Source organism: Caballeronia cordobensis, from assembly GCF_001544575.2.
Classification (GTDB): Bacteria; Pseudomonadota; Gammaproteobacteria; order Burkholderiales; family Burkholderiaceae; genus Caballeronia; species Caballeronia cordobensis.
The window spans coordinates 290091-313283 of sequence record NZ_FCNY02000005.1 but is presented as its reverse complement, the minus strand read 5'-3'; the positions used below and the strand labels follow the sequence as shown (position 1 = coordinate 313283).

21 protein-coding genes are annotated in these 23193 nt (G+C 64.4%); 16 read left to right on the top strand and 5 right to left on the bottom strand.

Features of this window, described 5'->3' with window-relative positions:
- Positions 1-30: 30 nt before the first annotated feature.
- From AWB70_RS12210 to AWB70_RS12195, 4 genes are read left to right on the top strand one after another with little or no spacing between them, the layout of a single operon-like run.
- Positions 31-1566, top strand: a complete 1536-nt coding sequence (locus AWB70_RS12210; RefSeq protein WP_053570068.1) for a sugar ABC transporter ATP-binding protein — start codon at positions 31-33, stop codon at positions 1564-1566.
- Positions 1563-2564: an ABC transporter permease gene (locus tag AWB70_RS12205; protein ID WP_014193057.1), complete on the top strand. Its 1002-nt coding sequence runs from the start codon at positions 1563-1565 to the stop codon at positions 2562-2564. The genes AWB70_RS12210 and AWB70_RS12205 overlap by 4 nt, the downstream gene beginning before the upstream one ends.
- A 40-nt stretch (positions 2565-2604) precedes the next feature.
- Positions 2605-3615: a dihydroxyacetone kinase subunit DhaK gene (locus tag AWB70_RS12200; RefSeq protein WP_053570069.1), complete on the top strand. Its 1011-nt coding sequence runs from the start codon at positions 2605-2607 to the stop codon at positions 3613-3615.
- Between the two features lie 16 nt (positions 3616-3631).
- Positions 3632-4249 carry a DAK2 domain-containing protein gene (locus tag AWB70_RS12195; protein WP_053570070.1) on the top strand — a complete coding sequence of 206 codons (618 nt, stop codon included), beginning with the start codon at positions 3632-3634 and terminating at the stop codon, positions 4247-4249.
- Between the two features lie 10 nt (positions 4250-4259).
- On the opposite strand, the gene AWB70_RS12190 is transcribed toward AWB70_RS12195, so the two are convergent.
- Positions 4260-5285 (bottom strand): AraC family transcriptional regulator, encoded by a 1026-nt coding sequence (locus tag AWB70_RS12190; RefSeq protein ID WP_053570071.1) that lies wholly within the window; start codon positions 5283-5285, stop codon positions 4260-4262.
- Between the two features lie 140 nt (positions 5286-5425).
- On the opposite strand from AWB70_RS12190, the gene kce reads away from it, so the two are divergent.
- The 4 genes from kce to AWB70_RS12170 are packed head-to-tail and all read left to right on the top strand — an operon-like array spanning position 5426 to position 9344.
- Positions 5426-6364 (top strand): 3,5-dioxohexanoate:acetyl-CoA acetone transferase, encoded by a 939-nt coding sequence (gene kce, locus AWB70_RS12185; RefSeq protein ID WP_053570072.1) that lies wholly within the window; start codon positions 5426-5428, stop codon positions 6362-6364.
- Between the two features lie 47 nt (positions 6365-6411).
- Positions 6412-7755 carry an MFS transporter gene (locus AWB70_RS12180; protein ID WP_053570073.1) on the top strand — a complete coding sequence of 448 codons (1344 nt, stop codon included), beginning with the start codon at positions 6412-6414 and terminating at the stop codon, positions 7753-7755.
- A 23-nt stretch (positions 7756-7778) separates the two neighbouring features.
- On the top strand, positions 7779-8519 hold the full coding sequence (gene fabG / locus AWB70_RS12175) for a 3-oxoacyl-ACP reductase FabG (protein ID WP_053570074.1): 741 nt from the start codon (positions 7779-7781) through the stop codon (positions 8517-8519).
- Positions 8520-8552: 33 nt separating this feature from the next.
- Entirely contained in the window at positions 8553-9344 is a 792-nt protein-coding gene (locus tag AWB70_RS12170) for an SDR family oxidoreductase (RefSeq protein ID WP_053570075.1), read from the top strand.
- Positions 9345-9377: 33 nt separating this feature from the next.
- Here AWB70_RS12170 and AWB70_RS12165 read toward each other — a convergent pair whose 3' ends face one another.
- The gene (locus tag AWB70_RS12165) at positions 9378-10289 is read right to left on the bottom strand and encodes a LysR family transcriptional regulator (RefSeq protein WP_053570076.1); all 912 of its coding nucleotides are present in this window, start codon (positions 10287-10289) and stop codon (positions 9378-9380) included.
- Positions 10290-10402: 113 nt separating this feature from the next.
- Between AWB70_RS12165 and AWB70_RS12160 the strand changes: the two genes are divergently transcribed.
- From AWB70_RS12160 to AWB70_RS12125, 8 genes are all read left to right on the top strand, one after another.
- Entirely contained in the window at positions 10403-11371 is a 969-nt protein-coding gene (locus AWB70_RS12160; RefSeq protein WP_053570077.1) for an amidohydrolase family protein, read from the top strand.
- Positions 11372-11472: 101 nt separating this feature from the next.
- Entirely contained in the window at positions 11473-12657 is a 1185-nt protein-coding gene (locus tag AWB70_RS12155) for a porin (protein WP_075644277.1), read from the top strand.
- A 141-nt stretch (positions 12658-12798) separates the two neighbouring features.
- On the top strand, positions 12799-14025 hold the full coding sequence (locus AWB70_RS12150; protein WP_053570079.1) for a 3-hydroxybenzoate 6-monooxygenase: 1227 nt from the start codon (positions 12799-12801) through the stop codon (positions 14023-14025).
- Between the two features lie 26 nt (positions 14026-14051).
- Entirely contained in the window at positions 14052-14909 is an 858-nt protein-coding gene (locus tag AWB70_RS12145; protein ID WP_053570080.1) for a fumarylacetoacetate hydrolase family protein, read from the top strand.
- Positions 14910-14921: 12 nt separating this feature from the next.
- The gene (gtdA, locus tag AWB70_RS12140; RefSeq protein ID WP_053570081.1) at positions 14922-15968 is read left to right on the top strand and encodes a gentisate 1,2-dioxygenase; all 1047 of its coding nucleotides are present in this window, start codon (positions 14922-14924) and stop codon (positions 15966-15968) included.
- A 32-nt stretch (positions 15969-16000) separates the two neighbouring features.
- On the top strand, positions 16001-16960 hold the full coding sequence (locus AWB70_RS12135) for a PDR/VanB family oxidoreductase (RefSeq protein WP_063786713.1): 960 nt from the start codon (positions 16001-16003) through the stop codon (positions 16958-16960).
- 80 nt (positions 16961-17040) lie between these two features.
- On the top strand, positions 17041-18072 hold the full coding sequence (locus AWB70_RS12130; protein WP_041732516.1) for a Rieske 2Fe-2S domain-containing protein: 1032 nt from the start codon (positions 17041-17043) through the stop codon (positions 18070-18072).
- A gap of 44 nt (positions 18073-18116) precedes the next feature.
- Positions 18117-19352: an MFS transporter gene (locus tag AWB70_RS12125; protein ID WP_050878536.1), complete on the top strand. Its 1236-nt coding sequence runs from the start codon at positions 18117-18119 to the stop codon at positions 19350-19352.
- 60 nt (positions 19353-19412) lie between these two features.
- On the opposite strand, the gene AWB70_RS12120 is transcribed toward AWB70_RS12125, so the two are convergent.
- From AWB70_RS12120 to hydA, 3 genes are read right to left on the bottom strand one after another with little or no spacing between them, the layout of a single operon-like run.
- Entirely contained in the window at positions 19413-20630 is a 1218-nt protein-coding gene (locus tag AWB70_RS12120; RefSeq protein ID WP_053570321.1) for an MFS transporter, read from the bottom strand.
- A gap of 52 nt (positions 20631-20682) precedes the next feature.
- On the bottom strand, positions 20683-21639 hold the full coding sequence (locus AWB70_RS12115) for an N-carbamoyl-D-amino-acid hydrolase (protein WP_053570083.1): 957 nt from the start codon (positions 21637-21639) through the stop codon (positions 20683-20685).
- A 35-nt stretch (positions 21640-21674) separates the two neighbouring features.
- Positions 21675-23177: a dihydropyrimidinase gene (gene hydA / locus AWB70_RS12110; protein ID WP_053570084.1), complete on the bottom strand. Its 1503-nt coding sequence runs from the start codon at positions 23175-23177 to the stop codon at positions 21675-21677.
- Positions 23178-23193 lie beyond the last annotated feature (16 nt).

The following is a 23193-nucleotide window of genomic DNA, read 5'->3' as shown; positions in this document are numbered from 1 at the left end:
AGACGCGCGGCGTGCGAGCGGAATGCGAACATGACAGCGGAAACCGACGCGCGGACACGGCCGCCTTCGAGCACGAAGGCGCCGCTTCTGCGCATGCAGGGCATCGTCAAGAGTTTTCCCGGCGTGAAAGCGCTGCGCGGCGTCAGCCTCGAACTGCACGCGGGTCACGTCATGGCGATCGTCGGCGAGAACGGCGCGGGCAAGTCGTCGCTCGTCAAGACGCTTTCGGGCGCGTACGAGCCGGACGAAGGCCACATCGAGATCGACGGCAAGCCGCTCGCGCGCGGCACGAACGCCGCCATCGACGCGGGCGTGGCCGTGATCTATCAGGAGCTCTCGCTCATCAACGACATGACGGTCGCGGAGAACCTCTTCCTGGGCCGCATGCCCGCGCGAAAGGGCTTCGTGATGCGGCGCGAGGCCAATGCCATGGCGCGCGAGGCGCTGGCCCGCGTGGGCCTCGACAACGTGCCGCCGTGGATGCGCCTGGGCGATCTGCCGCTCAACAAGCGTCAGCTCGTGGAAGTGGCCAAGGCCATCGCGCGCGACGCGCGCATTCTCGTGATGGACGAGCCCACCGCCGCGCTGCAAAGCCACGATATCGAGAATCTATACGCGGTCGTGCGGCGTTTGCGGGAAGAGGGCCTGGGCATCATCTTCATCTCGCATCACCTTGAAGAAGTGTTCGAGCTGGCCGATTCGGCCGTGGTGATGCGCGATGGCGCGACGGTCGGCGCGCGTCCCATGTCGCAATGGACGGAGGCCGAGCTCGTGCAGGCGATGGTCGCGCGCAATCTCGAATCGTTCTATCCGTGGGAGCCGCGCGATTACGGCGACGTCGTGCTCGACGTGCGCAAGCTCGCGAGCGCGCCGCTTCTGCGCGATGCGAGTTTCACGGTGCGCGCGGGCGAGATCGTCGGCATTGCGGGCATCGCGGGGGCGGGACGCACGGAGTTGCTGAAGACGATCTTCGGCGCCTTGCCCGCGACGCGCGGCGAGATTTTCGTGAGAGGCCGCAAAGTGGCGAATCATTCGCCGACCGAGGGCGTGCGTCACGGGCTCGTCTATACGTCGGAGGATCGCAAGCTCGAAGGGCTCGTGCTCGATGCCACCATCGAAGAGAACATTGCGCTGTCGAGCCTGAAGGCGCTCGCGAGTGGCGGCTTCGTGCGCGGCGCGAGAAAGCGCAGGCTCGCGCAGGAAGCGAGCGCGCGCTTCGGCGTGCGGTCGTCGTCGGTCCTGCAGATCACGGGCACGCTTTCGGGCGGCAATCAGCAGAAAGTCATTCTCGGCCGCGCGACCGCGACGAATCCCGCGGTCATCATGCTCGACGAACCGACGCGCGGCATCGACGTGGGCGCCAAGACCGAGATCTACGCGCACATGGTGACGATGGCGCGCGCGGGCGCGGCGGTCGTCATGGTCAGTTCGGAACTGCCGGAGCTGCTCGGCATGTCGGATCGCGTGCTCGTAATGTATCGCGGCAGCATCGTGACCGAAATCGCGCGCGACAAGGCGGACTCCGAAACGGTGATTCAATGGGCAACGACAGGAGCAGGCGCATGACATCCACGGCAGCCAACCGGGCGGACACGGAAGCGCTGTCGCGCCGCGTGATCCGTCAACTGAGAAGCGGCATCGGGCCATTGTTCGCCGCGCTCGTGATCATCTGCGTGGCGTTGTCGATCGCATCGCCCGAATTCCTCACGACGAGCACGCTCACCAACATCATGGTGCAGGTCTCCGTGGTGGGCATTGCGGCGGTGGGCGGAACGTTCGTGATCATCACGTCGGGCATCGACTTGTCGGTGGGCTCGCTCGTCGCGCTGAGCGGCATGGTCGCCGCGACCTTCATGGCGGGCTCCAGTCCGGATGCGGTCGGCCTCGGCATCGGCGGGCTGTTCATTGCGCTCGCGACCGGTGCCGCGGTCGGCGCGATCAACGGCTTCGCGATTTCCTGGCTGCGGCTCGTGCCTTTCATCGTCACGCTCGCCGCCATGGCGATGGGACGCGGCCTCACGCTCGCCATCTCCGATGGGCGAACCAAGTTCGACTTTCCCAACGCGTTCACCGTGTTCGGCGCGAAGGCCATTGCGGGCCTGCCCATGCCGATGATCGTGATGCTCGTCGTCTTCGTCATCGGCCATGTGTTGCTGCGCAAGACGACCTTCGGCCATCAGGTGTTCGCGGTCGGCGGCAATCAGGAGGCCGCGCGCCTCGCCGGCATTCCTGTGCGTCGCGTCGTGTTCTTCACCTACATGCTCGCGGGCGCGACGGCGGCGATCGCGGGCATCGTGCTCGCGGGGCGTCTGAATTCCGCGTTGCCGTCGGCGGCGAACGGGCTCGAACTGCAGGTGATCGCGGCCATCGTGATCGGCGGTACGTCGCTCGCGGGCGGACGCGGCTCGATCGTCGGCACCTTCATCGGCGTGGTGCTGATCGGCGTGATCAACGTGGGCCTCTCGCTGCTCGGCGTGAATCCGTTCTGGACGCAGTTCATCCAGGGCGGCGTGATCTTTGCCGCGGTGCTGCTCGACGCCTTGAGCCAGCGCCGCAAGCCGTAACACGCATTCGAACCAACGCAAACAACGGAGACACTGGAAGATGAAGAAGATCATCAACGATCCTGAAACCTTCGTCGACGAAATCATCGACGCCTTGTTGCTCGCGCATCCGAAATGGATCAAGGCGGCGAATGCGGACAAGCGCGCGCTCGTGCGCGCGGACGCGCCGAAACAGGGCCGCGTGGGCATCGTGACGGGCGGCGGCTCGGGCCATATGCCGGGCTTTCTCGGCTACGTGGGCGAAGGGCTGTGCGGCGGCGTGGCGGTCGGCAACGTGTTCTCGTCGCCCTCGTCGGAGCAGATTCTCGAAGCGACCAAAGGGGTGAACGGCGGGGCGGGCGTGCTGTACGTGTACGGCAACTACGGCGGCGACGTGCTGAATTTCGATCTCGCATCGGACCTCGCGGATGCCGAAGGCATCGACATCAAGACGGTGGTCCTGACCGACGATGTCGCCTCGGCGCCGAAGGAACGCGCCGACGACCGGCGCGGCGTTGCCGGCATGGTGTTCGCCTTCAAGTGCGCGGGCGCGGCGGCCGAGCGCGGCGATTCGCTCGACGAAGTGGCGCGCATCTGCGCGAAGGCCAATGCGAATTGCCGCACCATGGGCGTGGGCCTTTCGCCGACGATCCTGCCCGCGGCGGGCAAGCCCACGTTCACGCTGCCCGATGGCGAGATGGAGATCGGCATCGGCATACATGGCGAACCGGGCACGCATCGCGGGGCGCTGCAACCGGCGGATGCCATCGCCGACAGTCTGATGCGCGAAATTCTCGACGATCTCGCCGCGCCGAAGGGCTCGCGTCTTGCGCTGCTGGTGAACGGACTCGGTGCGACGCCGCTCGAAGAACTCTATCTGCTGTACCGGCGCGCGGCGAAAATCATCGACGGCGATGGCCTCTCGATCGCGTGGTCGTATGTCGGCGAATATGTGACGAGCCTCGAAATGGCGGGCGCATCCATCACGGTCATGCTGCTCGACGACGAGCTCGAAGCGCTGCTTGCCGCGCCGGCCCATTCGCCCTTCTTTCGCGAAGGCACGCGCGCATGATGAGGATCACGAAATAATGGAAACGAAGCAGATGCGGGACGTGCTGGCCCGCGCGTTGAGCGCGCTTCCGGCACATGCCGATGAATTGCGCGATCTCGATGCCGCGCTCGGCGACGGCGATCTGGGCATCACGGTGCGCTCGGGATCGGAAGCGGTCGTGAAGGTGATCGGCGCATTGCCGGACGAGGCGAGCATCGGCGACGTGCTGCTCGCCGCGGGGAAGGCCTTTTCGACGGCCAATCCATCGACGTTCGCCGCGCTGGTGGGCGGCGGCCTGCTTGCCGCGGCCAAGACGGCGCAGGGCAAGCACGAGATCGGCCGCGACGAAGCACTGGCGATCGGGCGGGCGGTGGCGGCGCGCATCGGCGAGCGCGGCAAGAGCAAGATCGGCGACAAGACCGTGCTCGATGCGCTCGAGCCAAGCCTCGACGTGCTCGAAGCATCGCAGGCCGGCGCTGCCGATACCCTCGATGCGATGATCGCCACGGCCAGCGAGCGCGTCGCCGAGACCGCGCATATGCAGTCGCAGAAGGGCCGCGCGGCGTGGGTGCGCGAACGCAGCATCGGTCGTCCGGACCCGGGCGCGACGGCCTATGTGCGCTTTCTGGAGGCGTTGCGCAAGGCGCTGGACTGACGCGTGTCTTTCACTGACGCAGCTCCTCGGTGCCTTTGCCGGTCCAGCGTCTGAGCGCGCGGCGGAAGTTCGCCGCGTCGCTGAATCCGAGCAGCATCGCGACGTCCTCGGTGCTCATCTTCGTCGTCTTGAGATATTCGAGCGCGAGCGAGCGTTTGACATCGTCCACGATCGCCTGAAACGACGAGCCTTCTTCGTCCAGCCGCCGCCTGAGCGTGCGCGACGTGAGATGCATCGACTTCGCCACGCTCTCCATGTCGGGAAAGGAACCGGGCGTGGCCATCAGGCTCTGATACACCTCGCCGGAGACGCCGCTCGATGTCTTCGCCTGCCCGATCAAACGGTCGCACGTCTCCTGCAGCAATGTCGTGGTGAGCGGGTGCGCGAGTTGCGGTTTGCGATCGAGGATCGAACTGTCGTAGATCAGTTCGCATTGCGCCTGCTCGAAGAGACATTCGCAGCCGAGATAGTCGCGGTAGATGTCCGCATGCGCGGGCGCGGGATACGAGAAGCACGCGCGCACCGGCGGACACACGCCGCCGGCGACGTCCTGAAGATGCGTGACGTGCTGGGTGTACTGCTGCTCGATGATGAATTCGCGCAGCTCGCGCGAGGGGCTCGACGTGAACGCGTCGGGAAAGGTCCAGACCATGCGATCCGGATACTCCGTCCATTCGATGGCGACAGTCGGCGTCGCGAGCCTGTGATACTTCACGCCGAGCTTGAAATAGTCGCGCAACGATAAACATGACATGAGCGCGTAGCCATACATGCCGTAGGCGGACAGATGCAGCTTGCGCCCGACCTTGAAGGGCGTCGCCGGCTCGCAGCCCAATGACACGGCATTTCTGCAGACCGTTGCGTACTGGCCCACGGAAGTCAGCACCGACGCGTCCTGCAATTCGGCAACGGTAACGCCCGAGCCGTTCAGGCTGGCTTCGGCTGCAATGCCTTGCTCCGCAAGCACCTCGACCAGCGCGGCGATCTTGTAGGGCGCGAACATGCGCTCGTTCAGCGGAGGTCGGAGGGTGGCCATGGCTCAATTGTCCTTTGATGACTCGCGGCTGTCCGGAAAAGACCTTTTCTCGAAAATGCTACCTCAATAAGATCTGGGTCACAAGGCGCCATTGCGTATCGGCAGTGCGTCGAACAGAACGGAGACGAGGACATTTCCCGATGAGCGATTCAAGCCGCAAGGTGATCATTTCGTGTGCTGTCACGGGCGCCACGCACGTTCCGACGATGTCGGCGCATCTGCCGATCACGCCCGCCCAGATCCGCGACCAGGCGATCGACGCCGCCGAAGCGGGCGCCGCGATCATCCATCTGCATGCACGCGACCCCAACGATGGCCGGCCGACGCCCGACCCCGCCATCTTCCGTCAGTTCGTCCCCGCCATTGCGGAGGCGACGGACGCGGTCATCAACATCACGACAGGCGGCAGCACGCGCATGAGCCTGGAAGAGCGGCTCGCCTATCCATTGCATGCCGCGCCCGAGATGTGCTCGCTCAACATGGGGTCGATGAACTTCTCGATTCATCCGCTCGCGTCGAAGGTATCGTCCTGGCGCTACGAATGGGAGAAGGGCTATGTCGAGGGCATGGAAGACATGATCTTCCGGAACACCTTCAAGGACATCAGGCGCATTCTTCTGGAGCTTGGCGGTCGAGGCACGCGCTTCGAGTTCGAGTGTTATGACCTCGGGCACCTCTACAATCTCGCGCATTTCGTCGATCAAGGCCTGATCAAGCCGCCGTTTTTCATTCAGTCGGTGTTCGGCATTCTGGGCGGCATGGGCGCCGATCCGGAGAACATGACGGTGATGCGCGCAACGGCCGACCGCCTGTTCGGACGCGAGAACTATCACTTCTCCGTGCTCGGCGCGGGCCGTCACCAGATGCCGCTCGTCACCATGAGCGCGATTCTTGGCGGCAATGTCCGCGTGGGGCTTGAGGACAGCGTGTATATCGCCAAGGGTGTCAAGGCCGAGTCGAACGCGCAGCAAGTGCGCAAGATCCGCCGCATTCTCGAAGAGCTTTCGTTCGAGATCGCATCGCCCGACGAAGCGCGCGCCATGCTCGGTTTGAAGGGACGCGACAAGGTAACACCGTAAGTATTTCGCTATTCGTAGACAGGGCGCAGACCCATCCCGGAGACAAAATGAACATCATCGACGATCTCGACAAGCTACACCGTACCGCGACGCTCAAGGCGATGCGGCGACTCATTCCGCTCATGTGTGCGATCTACTTCATGTCGTTTCTGGATCGCACGAACGTGGCGCTGGCGAAAGCTCAACTGGCCGTCGACGTCGGCATCAGCGCCGCCGCCTATGGCCTGGGTTCGGGCATCTTCTTCATCGGTTATGCCTTGCTGGAAGTGCCCAGCAATCTTGCCGCGCATCGAGTCGGTCCGCGCAGATGGATCGCGCGAATCGCGGTGACATGGGGCATTCTCTCCACCGCGATGATGTTCGTGCAAGGCGTGTGGTCGTTCTACATTCTCCGTGTGCTGCTGGGCATCGCCGAGGCCGGACTGTTTCCGGCGCTCATGTATATGGTGACGCTCTGGTTCGCACCGAAGGACAAGCCCGTCGCCGTGGGCTGGATCTATATCGCGCCGGCGCTTGCGCTGATGCTCGGCAGCCCGCTCGGCGGAGCGCTCATGCAGATGGATGGGCTCGGTGGCCTGCATGGATGGCAATGGATGTTCATGATCGAAGGCATCCCCAGCGTTCTGGTCGGCATTCTGCTGTTCTTCAAGATGCCGGAGCGCCCGCGCGATGCCCGCTGGCTGTCCGCCGATGAAGCTCGCGCGCTGGAATCGCGCGCCGTTGCCGACGCGCAAGGGCATCCTGAACTGACGTCTTCGGACTGGATGTCTGCGTTGAAGCGTCCCACCACCGTTCTGATGGGCCTCATTTACTTCCTCAATCAGGTGGCGTTCGTCGGGCTGTACTTCTTTGCGCCTTCGATGATTCAGCAGATGCATGTCAAGTCGCCGCTTCTCGTCGGCGTGCTTGCCGCGAGCGTGGGCCTTGGCTTTCTCGTGGGCGTGATGGTGCTTCCCCGGATTCATCGCCGATACGGCAACGACTGCGCCTACCTGGGCATTCTCACGATGGGCCTGATCGCCGGTGCGTGCGCGTTCATCGTCACGCCGAATCCGGCGGCGCGCATGGTGCTGCTCGCGGTCACGGCATTTTTTGCGGGCGGCGTGTTGCCGTCGTACTGGGCCATCGCGATGAAGCGGCTGCACGGCATTCAGGCGGCGGCAGGTCTTGCGTTCATCAACACGATCGGTCTGATGGGCGGGTTCGTCGGGCCTTATCTGTTCGGCATGGCCGAAACCGTGACTGGACGAAGCGATTCGGGCTTTTACATCATTCTGGTGGCGTCGCTGCTCGGCCTGTTGCTTCTGCCCGTGTTCGCCAGGGCGATTCGACGCGAGACCGAAGCGTCGCCCGCGCCTGGCAACGGCACTGCGGCCGGCGCGCATTCCTGAACGATCCACGCAAAGAGGAAAAGATGAAACTACAAGGAAAGGTAGCGCTGATCACAGGCGCGGGACAGGGAATCGGCGCCGCGACCGCCTCCAAGTTCGCGCAGGAAGGCGCGGCCGTCGTCGTGTGCGATGTCAATGAGGCGTCGCTCAAGGACGCGACCGAAGCGTGCCGGAAAGCGGGTGCGGACACCGCGGCGTACTGCATCGACATGACCGACAAGCTGGGCGTGAGCGAACTGGTTGCGAGTGTGACCAAGCGCTTCGGCCGCATCGACGTGCTCGTGAACAATGCCGGTATCACGCGCGACGCGCGTCTTCAGAAGATGACGCTCGATCAGTTCGACGCGGTCATCGACGTGAATCTGCGAGCCGTGTTCCATGCGAGCCAGGCCGTCGCGGAAGGGATGGTCGCGCGCGGCTCGGGCGTCATCCTGAATGCGAGCTCGGTCGTGGGCATCTACGGGAATTTCGGCCAGACCAACTATGCCGCGTCGAAATTCGGCGTGATCGGCTTCACGAAGACATGGAGCCGCGAGCTCGGGCCCAAGGGCATTCGCGTCAATGCGGTGGCGCCCGGCTTCATCGATACGTCGATCCTGTCGACGATCCCCGAAGACGTGCTGAGCAAGATGCGCGAACAGGTGCCGCTAGGCCGCCTCGGTGCGCCGGAAGAAGTCGCGAACGTCTATGCGTTTCTGGCGAGCGACGAGGCGAGCTATATCAATGGCGCCGTCATCGAAGTGTCCGGCGGCATGACGCTCTGAGCCTTGCGATACCGAAAGTCCAACCTTGCCGACATGAATACTTTTGAACTGTTGAAACCGCAGCCCGGTCTGCGCGTGTTGATCACCGGCGCGGCCTCCGGCATTGGCGCCGCGATGGCCCGGGCGTTCGTTCAGGCCGACGCCAGAGTCGTGATCTGCGACGTCGATGCCGCGGCCGTCGACGCGTTCACCTCGACGAGCACGTCTTTATATGGCTGCGTCGCGGACGTGAGCGACCCGAATCAGGTCGATCAGGCCGTTGCGTTCACGGAGCGCACCCTGGGCGGACTGGATCTGCTGATCAACAACGCCGGGATCGCAGGGCCGACAGGCGCCATCGAAGAGATCGACGCGCAGCAATGGGAGCGGACGGTCACGACGAATCTGAACGGGCAATTCAACTTCCTGCGCAAGGCAGTGCCGCTGATGAAAGCGACATCCGGGCAGGCGAGCATCATCACGATGTCTTCGGTTGCGGGGCGGCTCGGCTATGCGTTTCGCACGCCGTATGCGGCGACTAAGTGGGCGCTGGTCGGGCTCACTAAATCGCTCGCGATCGAACTGGGGCCGAGCAACATACGCGTCAACGCCATTCTGCCGGGCGTCGTGGAGGGAGAACGGATGGATCGCGTCATCGCCGCGCGGGCGGAATCGCTGGGCGTGACAGTCGACGCAATGCGCGATGAGTACCTCGGCAAGATCTCGCTACGCCGCATGGTGACGGTCGAAGACATATCGGCCACGGCGCTTTTCCTTGCCTCGCCCGCTGCCCGCAACATCACCGGGCAGTCGATCAGCGTCGACGGGAACGTCGAATATCTCTGATCGCGTTCTTTACGCTGACGCGCGAACGGTCAATCATCCGCCGCGCGCTTTCTGCGTTTCGAAGAACGCATCGGCGATCACGCCACGCAACCACTGATTCGGCGGATCGCGATGATACCGGTCGTGCCAGTACAGCACGACATCGTAAGCGGGCAGCGCGACCGGCGGCGCGAGCAGCTTCACGTCGCCGCCGCGCGCGAAGATCTCGCCGAGATGCATCGGCACGAGCGCAAGCAAGGGCGTGCTCGCGACGATCAGTGAAAGCCCCAGAAACGACGGCACGCGCACCGCGACGTTGCGCACGATCTGCTGCTGCTCCAGCGCACGATCGACGATCCAGTGCGCCGTGCCCGGCGTGTGCACCGTGATATAGCGCTCGTTCAGAAACTGTTCGCGCGTGATCGCGTCGCCGATGCGCGGATGCGTGCGGCTCACCATGCACACCATTTCCTCGCGAAAGAGCCTTCTTTCGTGAAACCCTGCCTGAATCGCCTGCGTAAATCCCATCGCGACGTCCGCTTCGCCGCTTTCGAGCATGCGTGACGTGTGCTCGTCGAGATTGTGCGTTTCCACGCGGATATGCGGCGCAAGCACGCTCAGACGGTCGAGCAGGCGCGGCATGATGACCATCTGACCCACATCGGTCATGCAGATGCGAAACGCGCGCTCCGACGCCATCGGGTCGAACGCCTCGCGCCGGCCGAGATTGCCTTCGAGCAGTTCCAGCGCCTGCCGCACGGGATGAATGATTTCGTCCGCGCGCGGTGTCGGCTGCATGCCGAGCGAGGTGCGCACGAAGAGGGGATCGTCGAAATAGCGGCGCAGATTCGACAGACGCACGCTGATGGAAGGCTGGCTCAACCCGATGGTCGCCGCGGCTTCCGACACGTTGTGCGTCTTGTAGACCTCGTCGATGATCTTCAGATCCTTGATGTCGAGACCCATTGCCGCCGCACCATTATTGTTATCGACAATGAGTCATATTATCCGCTTCAGGTTGTCGTGATAATGGTGGCAACCCTAGAATGCCTCAAAACGATATGACGGAGACACGCACCATGCCCGCAGCCGCGCCGCGTTCGGCAATCGACATCCATTTCCACATGCTGCCCGCGTTCTATACGGACGCGGCGCGCGCGGCGGGCAAGCTGCCGACCATCAGCGGCGGCTTTCCGCAATGGACGCCCGGTCTCGCGCTGGAACTGATGGACCGTCAGGGCATCGCGACGGCCATTACCTCGATTTCGCAGCCGGGCGTGCATTTCGGCGACGACCGCGCAGCGCGCCTGCTCGCGCGCCAGTGCAACGAGTTCGCCGCGTCGCTCGTGCGCGACATGCCGCAACGCTTCGGCGCGTTCGCGACGCTGCCGCTTCCCGATGTCGAAGGCGCGCGCGAAGAAGCCGCCTACGCGCTCGATACGCTTGGCGCGGACGGCGTCTGCCTGCTCGCGAGCTACGGCGAACGCTTTCTCGGCGACCCGTGGTTCGATCCGCTGCTCGACGAACTGAATGCGCGCGAGGCCGTGGTTTTTCTGCATCCGAACTTCCATCCGTCGAGCCGCGGACTGAAGCTCGTCGCGCCCGCATTCATGGTGGAATTTCTCTTCGATACGACGCGTGCCGTCGTCAATATGCTGGTGAGCGGCACGTTCGAGCGTTATCCGCGCATTCGCTTCGTGCTGGCGCATGCCGGTGCGACGCTGCCGTATGTCGCGTGGCGGCTCTCGGTCGCGCCGATGATCGACGAGCGCGTCGCGCATCTGTCGCAGGAAGGCGTGTTCTCGACGCTGCGCCGCTTCTGGTACGACACGGCGCAATCGGCCGGGCCGCAGTCCATGGGCTCGCTCATGCAGGTGGCCGATCCTGCGCGTATCGTGTTCGGCGGCGACTGGCCGTATTGTCCGGAAAGCGTGGTCGCGGAAACGTCGAAAGCGCTGGATGCGTCGCCGCTTCTCGACGACGCGCAACGCGCGGCCATCATGCGCGGCAATGCGCTGGCGCTTTTCCCGCGCCTCGCCGGTGTTTGACCGGATAGCGAACGCGCTGGCCGGATAGCGAACACGTCGTGCGCTCCATCTGCGTTCGACGGCAAACGATAATAGTTAGAACTGCAAACAAGGAGACGGCGTTGAAGAAAGCGCATTGTTGCGTCATGCTGGCGTCGCTGGGCGCGGCGGCGGGCGTCCATGCCCAATCGAGCCTGACGTTGTATGGCATCGTGGACGAGGCCCTCGCGTATGTATCGAACGAAGCGCCCGCCGCGGGCAAGCCGGGCCACCGCAATTTCAAGACCCTGACCGGCGGCCTCTCCGGCGACCGCTGGGGCTTCAAGGGCGACGAAGATCTCGGCGCGGGCGTCCATGCCATCTTCACGCTGGAAAACGGCTTCAGCGGCTATACGGGCGCGGCCGCGCAGGGCGGACGCCTGTTCGGGCGGCAATCGTTCGTCGGCCTCGCCAGTAAGACGTTCGGCACCTTCACGATGGGCCGCCAGTACGATTTCGGTTACGACTTCCTTGCGCCGTTCATGTCGTGGACGCAGTTCACGGGTCCGTTCGGCGCGCACGTGGGCGACAACGACAACTTCTACCAGACGATCCGCTCGAACAATTCGGTGAAGTACCAGACGCCGACCTGGTACGGCTTCACGGCGGGCGCGCTGTACGGCTTCAGCAATCAGGCAGCGGGACCGGACGGGCGCGGCTTCGCGAACAACCGCGATTACAGCATCGGAATCGCGTTTGCGAACGGGCCGGTGCGCATGGCGGCCAACTATCTGCGCATGGATCATCCGTCTTCAGCAAGCACGACGAACCCGGACGGCGCGGTCGGGCAATACACGCTCGGCGGTTCGAGCATCTTCTACAACACGTCACCGGTGAGCAGGCAGGCCGTGATCAGCGCGGGCGGCGCGTACAACATCGCGCCCGTCACCGTCGCGTTCATCTTCAGCGACACGAAGCTCGACTATGTCGACGGCTCGCGGCTGCATCTGAACAACTATGAGGTCAACGCGAAGGTCATGATCGGCCCGGCGTGGCTCGTCGGCCTCGGCTACATCTATACCGACGGCAGCGCGAACGGCGGCATGAGCATCAAGCCGTTCGCGACCGGCAACAGTCCGGCGTGGCATCAGATCGACTTCGGCGTGGAGTATCTGCTTTCGAAGCGCACGACGCTGCACTTCGCGACCGTCGCGCAATTCGCGACCCGCGATGCGACCGTGGCCGCCATCAACTACGACGGCGCGGTCTCGGGCAGCAACTCGTACAAGCAGATCGGCGTGGTGGTCGGCCTGCGCCAGACCTTCTGACACCCGCCGCCCGACCTTTATTGCGTACGTCAATAGATCGGATTGTCGGTGCCTGATTAACGGCATAAAGGTGCAAACCTATACTTTTTCCCGGGCCTTGCGAGGCTCGATGCAACCCGTCAACTCAACGAGGAAGGACTCATGCTCGACGTAACCCACAAGGCGCAACCGGTGCTTATCGTCGGTGGCGGCATCGGCGGCCTGGCCGCGGCGCTCGCGCTCGCGGCGAAGGGCCGGTCCGTGCATCTGCTCGAACAGGCGGCCGAGTTTCGCGAGATCGGCGCGGGCATTCAGCTCGGCCCCAATGTCTTTCGCATGTTCGACCGGCTCGGGGTGACGGATGCGGTCAAGCAGCTTGCCGCGTTCCCGTCGCGCCTCGTGATGATGGACGCGCTGAGCGGCGAGGAAGTGACCGGCATCGCGCTCGGCGACGCTTTCGTCGAACGCTTCAGCCATCCCTATGCGCTGATTCACCGTTCGGACCTGCATGCGGTGCTGGCGAACGCGTGCGCGGCCTCGCCGCTGATCCGCATGACGACCGCGCAGAAGGTGACGGGCTTCGAGGAACTGGAAGACCGCATCGTCGTGACGACGCACAGCGGCGGGCGTTATGAAGGCGCGGCACTGATCGGCGCGGACGGCTTGTGGTCGAGCGTGCGCCAGTGGCTCGTGAACGACGGCAAGCCGCGCGTGTCGGGGCACATCGCGTATCGCGGCGTGCTGCCGATCGAGCAGGTGCCTGAGCATCTGCGCTCCAACACGATGACGCTGTGGGCGGGGCCGAAGAATCATCTCGTGCATTACCCGCTGCGCGGCGGAAAGCTCTTCAACCTCGTCGCCGTGTTTCATAGCGACCGCTACGACGAAGGCTGGGACACGCGCGGCGATCCGGAAGAACTGCATCGCCGCTTCGAGGGCACGCAGCCGCAAGTGCAGGAGTTGCTCTCCCGTGTCGAAACGTGGCGCATGTGGGTACTGTGCGACCGCGACCCGATCAAGGCGTGGAGCCGGGGCCGTGTGACGCTCCTGGGCGACGCTGCGCATCCGATGCTGCAATACATGGCGCAGGGCGCATGCATGGCGGTGGAAGACGCGGTGTGCCTCGCCGATCGAATCGAGGCGAACGGCGACGATGTCGCGCAGGCGTTCAAGTCCTACGAGCGCGAGCGTTATCTGCGCACCGGCCGCACGCAGCTCATGGCGCGTCTTTATGGCGAGGTGTATCACGCAAGCGGCGTCGCGCGCGAGTTGCGCAACAACATGCTGCGCGGACGCACGTCGCAACAGGCGTACGACAGTCTCGAATGGCTCTACGGCGAAACGAAGACGCCGCTGCCGCAAGTCGACGAGGCGCTCGAGCGCGTCTGATCAAAACACGTACTGGAGACTCTGCAATGAAGCTGTGCCGTTTCGATGACAACCGCCTGGGCGTCGTGTCCGGCGACGACGTTCATGACGTGACCGACGTGCTCGCGAAGCTGCCCGCGCAGCACTATCCGTATCCGATGTTCGATGCGCTCATCGCCTCGCTGCCCGATCTGCGCGGCGAGATCGAACGGCTTGCAAGGAATGCGCGCGCCATTCCGCTCGCCGCTTGCAAGCTGCTGTCGCCGCTCGCGAATCCGGGCAAGATCGTCGCCGCGCCGGTCAACTACCAGAAGCATCTGCAGGAAGTGCGCAAGGACGCGAACCTGCATCACGGCAACATGATCAACGAGATCGAGCGCGCGGGCCTCTTTCTCAAGGCGACGAGCTCGCTCGTCGGGCAGTCCGAAGGCGTGCGCCTCGTGCACGCGGACCGGCGCAACGATCACGAAGTGGAGCTCGCGGTCGTCATCGGCAGGCGGGCGAAGAACGTGTCGCGCGAAACGGCGCTTTCGTATGTCGCGGGCTATTGCATCGGGCTCGACATCACCATTCGCGGGCCGGAAGAGCGGAGCTTTCGCAAGTCGCCGGATAGTTACACGGTGCTCGGTCCGTGGCTCGTGACAGCGGACGAACTGCCCGACCCGTCCGCGCTCGATCTGTCGATCGATGTGGGCGGCGAAGCGCGCCAGCGTTCCAATACGTCCGATCTCATTCTCGATGTGCCCGCGCTGATCGCGTTCGCGTCGTCGTTCTATACGCTCAATCCCGGCGACGTTCTGCTCACCGGAACGCCAGAAGGTGTCGGTTCGATACAGCCTGGCGATACCATGAAGGCGACGATCGAACGGATCGGCACGATGCAGGTTGCGGTAACGGCGGCCTGACAGGAGACCTCGATGCAATCACGCGAAGAGCCCACCCATGAGGTGAAAGAAGCGCGGCGCGCGTTCTACACGCGCCTCGATGCGCGCAACACGACGCCGCTCTGGGAAGTGATGAGCGGGCTCGTCACGCGCGAGCCGGCCTCTAAGTGCCTGCCCGCCATCTGGCACTACGAGACGGTGCGCCCGTTGCTGATGGAAGCGGGCGCGCTCATCACCGCGAAGGAAGCGGAGCGCCGCGTGATCGTGCTGGAAAATCCCGGCATTCGCGGCGTGTCGCAGATCACGCAGAGCCTCTACGCGGGGCTGCAACTGATCCTGCCGGGCGAAGTCGCGCCGAGCCATCGGCATGCGGCGTCCGCGCTGCGTTTCGTGATCGAAGGCGAGGGCGCTTATACGGCCGTCGACGGCGAGCGCACGCGCATGCATCCGGGCGATTTCATCCTTACGCCGTCCTGGACCTTTCACGATCACGGCAACGAAGGCAGCGAGCCCGTGGTGTGGCTCGACGGCCTCGACGTGCCCATCGTCAACCTGTTCGACAGCAGCTTCGCCGAGCCGTATGGCGAAGAGTCGCAGCCGCTCTCGCGCCAGGAAGGCGATGCGCTGGCGCGCTTCGGCGCGAACCTGCTGCCGGTCGAGTATCGCAGCGGCAGTCTGTCCGCGCCCACGTTCTGCTATCCCTACGAGCGCACGCGCGAGGCGCTTGCGTGGCTCGCGGCGCACGGTCCGGTCGACGACGTGCACGGCGTGAAGATGCAGTACGTCAATCCGGCTTCCGGCGGCTATCCGATGCCCACCATCGGCGCATTCGTGCAATGGCTGCCGAAGGGCTTCACGGGCGCGCCGGTTCGCGCGACCGATTCGACCGTGTTCTGCGCGGTCGAAGGCCGCGGCACGACGACGATAGGCGGCCAGTCGTTCGACTGGGGGCCGCGCGACGTGTTCGTTGCGCCGTCGTGGTTGCCGGTGTCGCATCGGGCGGAGACGGATTCGGTGCTTTTCAGCTTTTCGGACCGGCCCGCGCAAAAGGCGCTCGGCTTGTGGCGCGAGACGCGCTGACGGCATCGCGCGAGGAGACAGGGGTGGAACGCATGGAAGTGGAGATTCGCGAGATCGTCGACGAGGCGCCCGACATCAAGTCGCTGCTGCTCGCGGCCGCCTCGGGCGCGCGGCTCACGGGTGCGAGCCCCGGCGCGCATATCGATGTCGTGATCGCGCCGGGCATCGTGCGGCAGTATTCGTTGTGGAACGGTCCCGAGGACGACGGCGTGTTCCGTATCGCGGTGAAACGCGAGGCGCAGTCGCGCGGCGGCTCGCAGCGCGTGCACGACGAGTTCTTGCCGGGCCGCGTGATCGAGATTTCGGCGGCGCGTAATCACTTTCCGCTCGACTTCGACGCGCCGCATTCCGTGCTCGTCGCAGGCGGCATCGGCATTACGCCGATTCTGTCGATGGCGCGTCATCTGCACGCGCGCGGGCATTCGTTCGAGCTGCATTACTTCACGCGCTCGGTCGGGCATACGGCGTTTCACGAGCGCATCCGCACGGGCGGGCTGCGCAACTTCACGCGCTTTCATCACGCGCTCGAAGGCGCTGCACTGCATGACCGGCTCGACGGCATGCTGCGCGGCCGGCGCGAAGGCGCGCATCTTTATCTGTGCGGTCCCGCGCCCTTCATGACGCTCGTGCGCGAGACCGCCCAGGCGGCGTGGCCGGATGACGCCGTGCACTTCGAATACTTCGGCGCAGCGCCGCAAGTATCGTCAGATACGCAGGACGCGGACGCCGCGTTCACCGTCGAACTCGCGAGGAGCGGACGCACGGTGAGCGTGCAGCCGGGATGCTCCACGCTCGACGCATTGCGCGCGGCGGGCGTCGAGATCGAATCGTCGTGCGAGCAGGGCGTGTGCGGGACGTGCCTCGTGCAGGTGCTCGACGGCGTGCCCGATCACCGCGACCTGTACCTTACTGACGAAGAACGCGCCGCCAATCAAAGCATGTTGCCGTGCGTGTCGCGCGCATGCTCGGCCGCCATCACGCTGGACCTGTGACCTGAGAGAACGTATCGAACATAAGAGCACCGACGCGCGCAACGAACGACGCAGGGTTCACATCATCAAGGAGACGGATCATGAGCTTTCTGAAAAACGCGTGGTATGTCGGCGCATGGGCGAGCGAAGTCACGCGCGCGCTGACGCCGCGCACCATCCTCAACGAAGCGGTGCTGTTCTATCGCAAGACGGACGGCAGCGCGGCGGCGATCGGCGGCATCTGCCCGCATCGCTTTGCGCCGCTCTCGATGGGCAAGCTCGTCGGCGACGAAGTGCAGTGCGGCTATCACGGCCTGCAGTTCGACTGCTCGGGCAAATGCACCGGCACGCCGATCGACAAGAAGGTGCCCGCCGCCGCGAAAGTAAAAAGCTGGCCGCTCGTCGAGAAGTACAACCTCATCTGGCTCTGGATGGGAGAACCCGAACGCGCCGACGAATCGCTCATTCCCGATTTCAGCTATCTGCTCGATTCGAACCGCAAGATTCTGTCGGGCGTCACGCATGTGAAGGCGAACTACGAACTGATCGTCGATAACCTTGCCGATCTCACGCATACGCACTTTCTGCACGGCAATTTTCTGCATACCGAGGCCGTGAAGCAGACGCAACATCAGGTCATGCAGGAAGGCACGACGGTGCACAGCAAGTTCTGGTTTCCCGACGGCCGCGTGCCGCCGCTGATGGGCAAGTACATGGACGACCCGGAACTCATCGTGGACCGCTGGACGGAGATTCGCTGGGACGCGCCCGCGACCATCCGCCTCAATGCGGGCGCGACGCCCACGGGAAAGCCGCGCGAAGAAGGCATTCAGGCGTACGGCACGCACTTGCTCACGCCGGAGACGGAACACTCGACGCATTACTTCTATGCCCACGCGCGCAGCTTCAAGATCGACGATCCCGCGACCGATGTCCTCGTGCGCGAGTGGCAGCAGGTCGCGTTCAACGAACAGGACAAGCCGATGATCGAGGCGCAGCAGAAGATCATCGGCGAGCGCGAACTGATGGACATGCGCCCCGTGCTGCTCGCAACCGACGCGGGCGCGGTGCGTATCCGCCGCGTGATCCGAAAGCTGATTCAGGAGGAGCAGGCGCCCGTGCCCGCGCAATAAAACACCGCTGTGCCCACAACTATATCGACGTAGGAGACGAGAGAATGAGCAGTCCACTGGAGTCGGTCCATGCAGCCGCGGGCAGTACGGCGGCGACGCATGGCGCATATCGTTGGTTCGTGGTGTTTCTCGGCTGGCTTGCGCTCGACTTCACGTTCGTCGATCGCCTCGCGTGGGGCACGGTCGCGGTGCAGGCGTCCGACTCGCTCGGCCTGCCGCTGATGTCGCTGGGCGTGTTCGTCACGGCGTTCTTTTGCGGCTACGTGATCGCCAACGCGCTCGGCGGCCTGCTTACCGATCGCGTCGGCGGCCGCGTGATGCTGGCGAGCACGATCTTCATCCTCGGCCTGCTGACGTTCTGCTTCAGCATGACGACCAGCGTCGCCATGGGCATGATGCTGCAGGCGTTGATGGGCCTCGCCGCGGGAGCGGACATCGCGGCGACCGTGAAGCTCGTCACCGCGTGGTTCGGCGTGAAGGATCGCGGCAAGGCGATCGGCTTTCTGCTGACCGCCGCGCCGTGCAGCGTGATGATCACCAACGCGGTCGTGCCCTCGCTGATGCGCGCGGTGGGCTGGCACGCGGTGTATCAGATCCTCGGCGTGTGCACGGCGGCCTTCGGCCTGCTGAGCTATCTGCTGGTGCGCGATAGCCCGGTGCGCGAGGCGCGTCATCAGGGTCCGCGCATGCCGATCTGGCCGCTCTTGCGCAATCCGCAGTTCGTGCTGTTGCTGGTCGCGGGCTTCGGCGGCTACTGGGCCGTGTGGGGTTTCGCTTTCCTCGTCAACGCGCTGATGGTGAAGCAGCACGGCCTGTCGCCCGTGGCGGCGGGCGCGGTCGTGATCTGGTTCGGCGCGACCTCGCTCGTATCGAAGCCGATCGTCGGCTTTATCTCCGATGCGATGGGCGGCGTGCGCAAGCCGCTGATGCTGGGCATCATGGCCGCGTTCGCCGTGATGATGATCGCGTTCTCTTTCGTGGAGGGCACGTTCGCGCTGACCGTCGCGGCGGCGGCAGTGGGCTTCTTCTCGCTCGCCTGGTCTCCGCTGATGACGGCAACCGTCGCGGAGTCGGGCGGCAGGTCGCGCGTCGGACTCGCGACGGGGGTGGCCAACGGGCTGTGGCAGTTCGCCGGCGTGTGGTCGCCGGCGGCGGCGGGACTCGTGTTCCAGTGGACGCATGCGTATCACGCGCCGTTCTATCTGCTCGCGGCGGGGCCGATCGTCTCGACCATCGCGCTTGTCTGGGTCAAGGACGGTTTGTCGGCCGAGGGGCGGTAGGGAAGCGCGTTTCGGGATCGCCGCTTGCGGGCGGCAATCCCGATCAGCGCTTCGTTGCGCCTATTCCAGCGCCACGCCCTTGAGCTCGGGAATCAGCACGACCGTTGCGATGACATCGACCACATAGATGCAGGCGAGCGCCGCGATTGCGGTGCCGAACGAGTAGTAACTCGCGACCGCGCCGATAGCGAGAGGCCCGAACCCGCCGACCGCGCGGCCGATGCTCCACAGCACGTTCTGCGCAGTGCCGCGTGCATGCGTGGGATAGAGTTCGGCCATCAGCGCGCCGTAGCCGCCCATCATGCCGTTCACGAACACGCCCACCACCATGCCGCCGATCAGCAGCGCCTCGGGCGTCGTCATGCGCGAGTAGACGAAGACCATGATGAGCGCGCCGAGCTGGTACATCACGAAGGTCGGCTTGCGGCCGATGCGGTCCGCCAGTTGCCCGAAAATCCAGATGCCCACGAGCATGCCGAGAATCGACGCGGCGGTCCACGTTGCCGACTTCGCCAGCGTGAAGCCGAACTGCCTCGTCAGATAACCCGGCATCCAGATGATGAGGCCGTAGTAACCGAAGTTCTGCACGGAGCACATGATGATCATGCCGATGCTGCGCTTCGTGGTTTTGGCGTCGCGAAACAGGGTCTTGAGCGGAAACTCGTGCTTCTTGCGCGCGGCTTTCTCGATGAAAATCTCCGACTCGCCGATCGCCTTGCGGATCACGAACGACAGCACCGCGGGCGCGAGACCGACCAGGAACATGCCGCGCCAGCCGATATGCGGCAGCAGCACCGGCGTGACGAGCGCCGCGATCAGCACGCCGATCTGCCAGCCCATGCCGACATACGACGACACGCGCCCGCGCTTCTCGGCCGGCCATGCTTCGATGGCGAGCGCCATGCCGATGCCGAACTCCCCGCCCAGACCGAGCCCCGCGACGAAGCGGTACGCGAGCAGATCGTGATAGCCCTGCGCGAACGCACACAAGCCCGTGAACACGGCGAACAGCAGGATCGTGTAGGTCAGCACCCGCACGCGGCCGAGATAGTCGCTCAGAATGCCGAATCCGATGCCGCCCGCCACGCCGCCCACCAGCGTCCATGTGACGAGCGATCCGGCTTGCGCGGACGTCAGGCCCAGGTCGGCCGAGATCAGGCTCAGCATGAAGCCCAGTATCAGCAGGTCGAAGCCGTCCATCGCGTAGCCGGAAATCGAAGCGATCAGGGCGCGGACATGCGGCGGCCCGAACAGGGAAGGCTGCGCGACACCCTGCATCGGGGCGCTCTGGTCAACGTGATGATTCATCGTGCGATCTCCCGTGAGTGGCTCAGTTGAGTGCATCGGGATCGTGCGGCAGCGGCGCGCCCGCGCCGGTGCGTTCGACGATCAGCCGGTAGTGTTCCGGGCGGCGGTGCTTGGCGAAGTTGAAGACGTGTTCGCGGAAGGTGTCGCCGAGCGCGAGATCCACGTTGGCGAAGATCACTTCGTCTTCTTCGGTCACGCATTGCGCGGCGATCTCGCCCGAGGGCGCGACGATCACCGAGCCGCCGATCATATGGAAGCCGTCTTCCTTGCCGCATTTCGCGGCGGCCGCGATCCACATCGCGTTCTGATAAGCGCTCGCCTGCAGCGAGACGAGATGCGTGTGCATGCGCAGGTGCACCGGCTCCGGCCAGTGAATGTTGAGCGACGGCGTGTTATAGCCGAGCACGCCGAGCTCCGCGCCTTGCAGCGACATCGCGCGCCACGTTTCCGGCCAGCGGCGGTCATTGCAGATACACATGCCGAGCTTCGCGCCCATGGTCTCGACAACCGGAAAGCCGGTGTTGCCCACTTCGAAGAACTTCTTCTCCAGATGCTGAAAGGGCGCGTCCGGCTTGTGATCCGCGTGACCCGGCAAGTGCGTCTTGCGGTACTTCGCCACGATCCGGCCGTTGTCATCGACGATGATCGCCGTGTTGAACGCTTCGCCCTTCGCGGTCAGTTCCGCATAGCCGAGATAGAAGCCGATGCCTGCTTCGCGCGCGGCGTCGAAAAGCGGCTGCACCTGCGGATTCGGCATCGTGCGTTCGAAGAAACGTTCGATGGCGGCTTCCTCGCTCATCCAGTAGCGCGGGAAGAAGGTCGTGAGCGCAAGCTCGGGGAACACGACGAACTTCGCGCTGCGGGCCTTCGCTTCCTTCAGCATGTCGATCAGGCGTCTGACGACCGCCTGACGATCGTCCGCGAGATGGACAGGTCCCATTTGCGCGACGGCGAGACCGATTTTGCGTGACTTGCTCATGACGTCCTCTTTCGATTTCAGTTTCAGTTTCAGTTTCAGTTTTGACGATCGGCGTAGCCGAAGCCCGCATGGCCTTCCGCCTGGCCGTCGGCAAGCGCGCGGAAGAACTGGCCGCGCGCGGAGATCTCGCGTTCTTTCTGGAAAGGCAAAGGCGTGCCGCGCGGGACGAAGCGGCCGCTGCCGGGTTCGGCATCGAATACGCCTTCATCGACGATCACGCGGCCCGCGCTCACCACCGTGCGCGGCCAGCCCGTCACCTTCATGCCTTCGTACGGCGTGTAGCCGACGCGATCGTGCAAGCCGGAGGCCGTCAGCACGACTTCGTGCTTCGGGTCCCACACCGCGATGTCCGCATCCGCGCCCGCTTCGATCAAACCCTTGCGCGGCGCGATGCCGTACATGCGCGCGTGGTTCGTCGAGGTCAGCGCGACGAATTCGGGCAGCGTCATGCGGCCCGCGTTCACGCCTTCGGAGAACATGAGCGGCAGACGCGTTTCGAGTCCGGGCATGCCGTTGGCCATCTGCTTGAAGGTGGTCTGATCGCCGTGCGGGAGTTTGCCGGTGTGGTCGTAGCGATAGGGCGCATGATCCGACGACACGGTTTGCAGCACGCCGTCCTTCAGCGCGGTCCACAGCGCTTCTTGCGCCGCCTTGTCGCGCAGGGGCGGGCTGCAGCAATACTTCGCGCCTTCGACGCCCGGCAGATCCATGTTGTCTTCGGTGAGCAGCATGTAGTGCGGGCATGTTTCGCCGTACACCGGCGCGCCGATGCGCTGCGCGGCGCCGATCGTCGCGATGGCATCCGGCGCGGAGACGTGCACGATCAGCACGGGCGTATCGAACAGCCTGGAGAGTTGAATGACGCGGTTCGTCGCTTCGGCTTCGGCCAGCGCGACGTGACTCGTCGCGTGATACTTCGGCGCGGTGCGCCCGTTTTCGAGCAGCTTTTGCGAGACCCATTTGATGACGTCGTTGTTCTCGGCGTGCACCATCACGAGCGCGTTTTCGCGCGAAGCGAGCGCGAGCACATCGAGCATCTGATAGTCGTCGATCTTCAGTTGCTCGTAGGTCATGTAGACCTTGAACGACGTAATGCCCTTGCGAATCTGCTCGACGAGGTCTTCCTGCAAGGTCTTTTTATCGGTTTCGGAGACGATCAGGTGATAGCTCCAGTCGATGACCGACTTCGCCTGTGCGAGCGCCGCATAGTCTTCCGCCACTTGCCTGAGCGAGTGACCGCGATGCTGCGCCGCGAACGGCACGATCATGGTGGTGCCGCCGCAGGCGGCGGAGACGCTCGCCGAGTACCAGTCGTCCGCGCCCATGATGCCCATGCCGGAGCGCTGCTCCACATGGCAATGCGTGTCGATGCCGCCGGGCAGCACGTATTTGCCCGTCGCGTCGATATCGCGCTTGCCCGCGGGCAGGCTGCGCGCCACCGCGGCGATGCGGTCGCCGACGATGCCCACGTCCGCTTCGAACACGTCCTTGTCCGATGCGATAAGGCCATTGCGTATCGTCAGGTCGAATTGATCCATTGTCTTGTTCATCCGC